Origin of the sequence: Rubrivivax gelatinosus, from assembly GCF_004340905.1 — a bacterium.
GTDB lineage: Bacteria > Pseudomonadota > Gammaproteobacteria > Burkholderiales > Burkholderiaceae_C > Rubrivivax > Rubrivivax gelatinosus.
Map to the genome: position 1 here is coordinate 1 of NZ_SLXD01000031.1, position 3,847 is coordinate 3,847.

2 protein-coding genes are annotated in these 3,847 nt (G+C 66.7%); one reads left to right on the forward strand and one right to left on the reverse strand.

Annotated elements, in window-relative coordinates; genetic code table 11:
• Positions 1-96: 96 nt before the first annotated feature.
• A complete protein-coding gene (locus tag EV684_RS23835) occupies positions 97-1,350 on the reverse strand; it encodes a putative Na+/H+ antiporter (RefSeq protein ID WP_132649830.1) in 1,254 nt (417 codons plus the stop codon).
• 417 nt (positions 1,351-1,767) lie between these two features.
• On the opposite strand from EV684_RS23835, the gene EV684_RS23840 reads away from it, so the two are divergent.
• On the forward strand, positions 1,768-3,582 hold the full coding sequence (locus EV684_RS23840; RefSeq protein ID WP_132649831.1) for a carbon starvation CstA family protein: 1,815 nt from the start codon (positions 1,768-1,770) through the stop codon (positions 3,580-3,582).
• Positions 3,583-3,847: the final 265 nt, after the last annotated feature.

Below are 3,847 nucleotides of genomic sequence, written 5' to 3' on the forward strand. Positions count from 1 at the left end.
GGATTCGGTTGTTGAGTGGACTGGGGGTTTGGCGATTTCCAGTCTCTCAGAACCTCTCCGGGTGAACACCCGCAACAACCTATTGAAGCTTCACATCTAGAGCAGCAGCAGCGCCGCGGCGGCGACGACGGTGGGCCCCAGCGCGCCGAGCAGCAGCCCGCCGGCGCCGATGCTCTCGTCGGCGAAGCCGCGCCGCAGCAGCGCGACACCGGCCGGGTTGGGGGCATTGGCGATCACGGTCAGCCCGCCGCCGGCCACCGCGCCGGCCACCAGCATGTACTTGGCCTCGTCGGAGATGCCGGGAATCAGCGAGCCGAGGTAGGTCAGCGCCGCGTTGTCGGTCACCGCGGTCAGCGTCAGCGCGCCGAAGAACAGCGCCACCGGCTCGAGCGACTCGACGATGGGCCGCAGCCACCAGGCCTGCAGACCGCCCAGCACCACCAGCCCGGCGAGGAAGAAGGCCACCAGCAGGGCCTCGCGCACCAGCAGCGGGCTCTGGTGGCGTTCGTAGGCCTGGGTGAAGCCCAGGAAGAGCAGGAAGAGCGCCAGGAAGGCCACCGGGTGGTGCGCCAGCATCACGATCATGGCCAGCACCGCCAGGTGCACCATCACCACGGCCAGCGGCGGCTGCGGCAGCGGCGCGGCCGCCATCGGGTCGGAGCGCAGCGAACGGCGCATCAGCCAGGTCGCGACGGTGGCGTTGAGCATCACCGCGGCCGCCGCCTTCCAGCCGAAGGTCTGCAGCATGAAGGCGCTGTCCCAGTTCCAGGCCGAGGCCACCATCAGCACCGGCGGCGCGGCGTAGGACGTCAGCGTGCCGCCGATCGAGATGTTGACGAACAGCACGCCCAGCGCCAGGTACTTGATGCGCTCGGGCACGTCGCGCCGGAACACCAGCGGCGCCAGCGTCAGCGCCGCGATCGTCATCGCCGCCGGCTCGGTGACCAGCGAGCCGCTGAGCGGCACCACGCCCAGGCCGAGCCAGGTGACGGCCAGCGCACGCGGCAGCGGCAGGCGCGCCGCCGCCGTGTCGACCAGGCTGCGCACCGCGGTCAGCACCGGGCCCGAGCCGGCGACCACCATGACGACGAAGACGAACAGCGGCTCGGTGTAGTTGCGCGACTCGGCGTAGTCGATCGCCGCCGCCGGGCCGACGACGAAGGCCAGCAGCAGCACCAGCACGATGGCCCAGAAGCCGAACACGACCTCGACCTCGCCCAGCAGGTGCAGCAGCCCCGCATGGCGCGGGAACCGGTGCGACAGGCGCTCGAAGTGGCGCGCGGAGAAGGTGTGCAGCAGCGCGATGGCAAAAACGATCGCGGCCACCGTGTCGACGGCGGGGTGGTTCATCCGGAGGGCGGCAGAGGACCGCGCGGCGGCCCGACCTGCGCGTGAACCTGCCGCGGAGGTCTCCGCGGCACCCGGGGGCGACTGTAACCGCAGCCCGCTTGAGCCCGCCGCCGCGAGGCCTTCGTCGGGCCGCCGGCGCCGTTCGCCCGCGTCTGGCGACCGTTCGCCCGGCGCTGCCGACCGCTGGCGCGAAATAACCGCCGGAGGGGCCCCGGCTTGAGGTATTGCAAATCGTCCCGGTGGAATCTCTGAAGGCGTTTTTGGGGCCGCCACTGGCACCTGCGATTTCACCGTTCAGGGTTCCGACGGTACCGCTGGCGTGAAAGCCCCGCGGGCGTCCGGGCGACTCCTAGGATGGCTCCCGTCAGACAAACGTTCCGACACTACGATCGATCAACCAACCGGATGGAAATAGAAATGGACCAAGCCATCTATTTCGTCGTCATCGCTGTTTGCGTACTCGCCCTGGCATATCGCTTCTACGGGATATTCTTCGTGCGCAAGGTGCTTGCAGCGGACGACAAGGAAATCACCCCCGCGCACCAACTCGAGGACGGCAAGAATTACGTCCCGACGAAAAAATGGGTCAATGCGGGCCAGCACTTCGCCGCCATCGCGGCGGCCGGCCCGCTCGTCGGCCCGGTTCTCGCGGCCCAGTTCGGGTATCTGCCGGGCTTCCTCTGGCTGCTCGTCGGGGCCGTCATCGGCGGCGCGGTGCACGACACGGTCGTGCTCTTCGCATCGATGAAGCACCAGGGCAAGTCGCTCTCCGAAGTGGCCAAGGCCGAACTCGGGCCGGTCGCCGGCTGGAGCACGGGCCTGGCGATGCTGTTCATCATCACGATCACGATGGCCGGTCTGTCCATCGTGGTCGTGCACGCGCTGGAGCGCAACGCCTGGGGCACCTTCGCGGTCTTCATGACGGTGCCGATCGCCATCGCGCTCGGGCTGTATGAACGCTACTTCGGTTCGTCCAAGTGGGCCACCTACGTCGGTGTCGCCGCCGTCGCCGCCTCCGTCGCCGTCGGTCCGCACCTCGCCGGCACGGCGCTGGGCGACTGGCTGACGCTGAACAAGACGACCGTCAGCTGGGCGCTGCCGATCTACGCCTTCTTCGCCACCGCGCTGCCGGTCTGGATGCTGCTCACCCCGCGTGGCTACCTGTCCAGCTTCATGAAGGTCGGCGTCTTCCTGGCGCTGGTCGTGGGCGTGATCTTCATCAACCCGACGATCCAGTTCCCGGCGGTGACCGAGTTCATCAATGGCGGTGGCCCGATCCTGAAGGGTTCGGTCTGGCCGTTCATCTCGATCACGATCGCCTGCGGTGCCATCTCCGGCTTCCACGCCTTCATCGGCTCGGGCACCACGCCCAAGCTGGTCGACAAGTGGACCGACATCCGTCCGGTGGCCTTCGGTGCGATGCTGGCCGAGTGCCTGGTCGGTGTCATGGCCCTGATCGCCGCGACCTCGCTGCACCCGGCCGACTACTTCGCGATCAACTCTTCGCCTGAAGTCTTCAAGACCCTGGGCATGACGGTCGTGGACCTGCCGCACCTGAGCCAGGAAATGGGCATCGACCTCGTCGGCCGCACCGGTGGTGCCGTCACGCTGGCCGTCGGCATGACCTACATCTTCACGAAGATCTCGTGGTTCACCGAGCTGGCCGCCTACTTCTTCCAGTTCGTGATCATGTTCGAGGCGGTGTTCATCCTGACCGCCGTCGACTCGGGCACCCGCGTCTCGCGCTACCTGATCCAGGACCTGCTGGGCGATTTCTTCCCGGCGATGAAGAAGCTGGACTCGGTTGCCGCGGCCATCACCGCCAGCGTCATCGCCTGCGTGCTCTGGGGCTACCTGCTGCTGTCCGGTGACATCGGCTCGGTGTGGGCGCTGTTCGGGGTCTCCAACCAGCTGATGGCTTCGATCGGTCTGATGATCGGCGCGACCATCATCCTGCGGATGTCGGCCAAGCGTGCCTACGTGCTGACCTGCCTTGTTCCTCTGGCGTACCTGTTCGTGACCGTCAACTATGCCGGTTACTGGATGATTACCAACGTATACCTGAACAGCGCAGCCAAGGGCTACAACGTCTTCAACGGTGTCATCGCCTCGGTCATGCTGGTTCTCGGCATGGTCATCATGGTGGCCTCGGTGAAGCGCTGGCTGGTTCTGTGGAAGGCCCGCGGTGAATCCAAGGCGATTCCCGCTGACCTGACGGCAGCGCACGCCTAAGGTCCCCTCCACGACGTTTTCCACGAATAACAACAAATAAGGGTCCCGGCCCACCCGGCCGGGACCTCGCGAAACGCCAACAAGCAGTTTTCGTTTAAGGAATCCAAATGAATACCATGACCATCGTCACCAGCCGCACCAACCCCTGGGAAGGCTTTGCCGGCGGACGCTGGGAAACCGCGGTCGACGTCCGCGACTTCATCCAGCAGAACTACACCCCGTACAGCGGCACGAGCGCCTTCCTGGAAGGCCCGACGACGCGCAC

Coding starts and splice junctions, on each gene's coding strand:
- EV684_RS23835 (WP_132649830.1), bottom strand. CDS start 1,350: ATGAACCACCCCGCCGTCGACACGGTGGCCGCGATCGTTTTTGCCATC.
- EV684_RS23840 (WP_132649831.1), top strand. CDS start 1,768: ATGGACCAAGCCATCTATTTCGTCGTCATCGCTGTTTGCGTACTCGCC.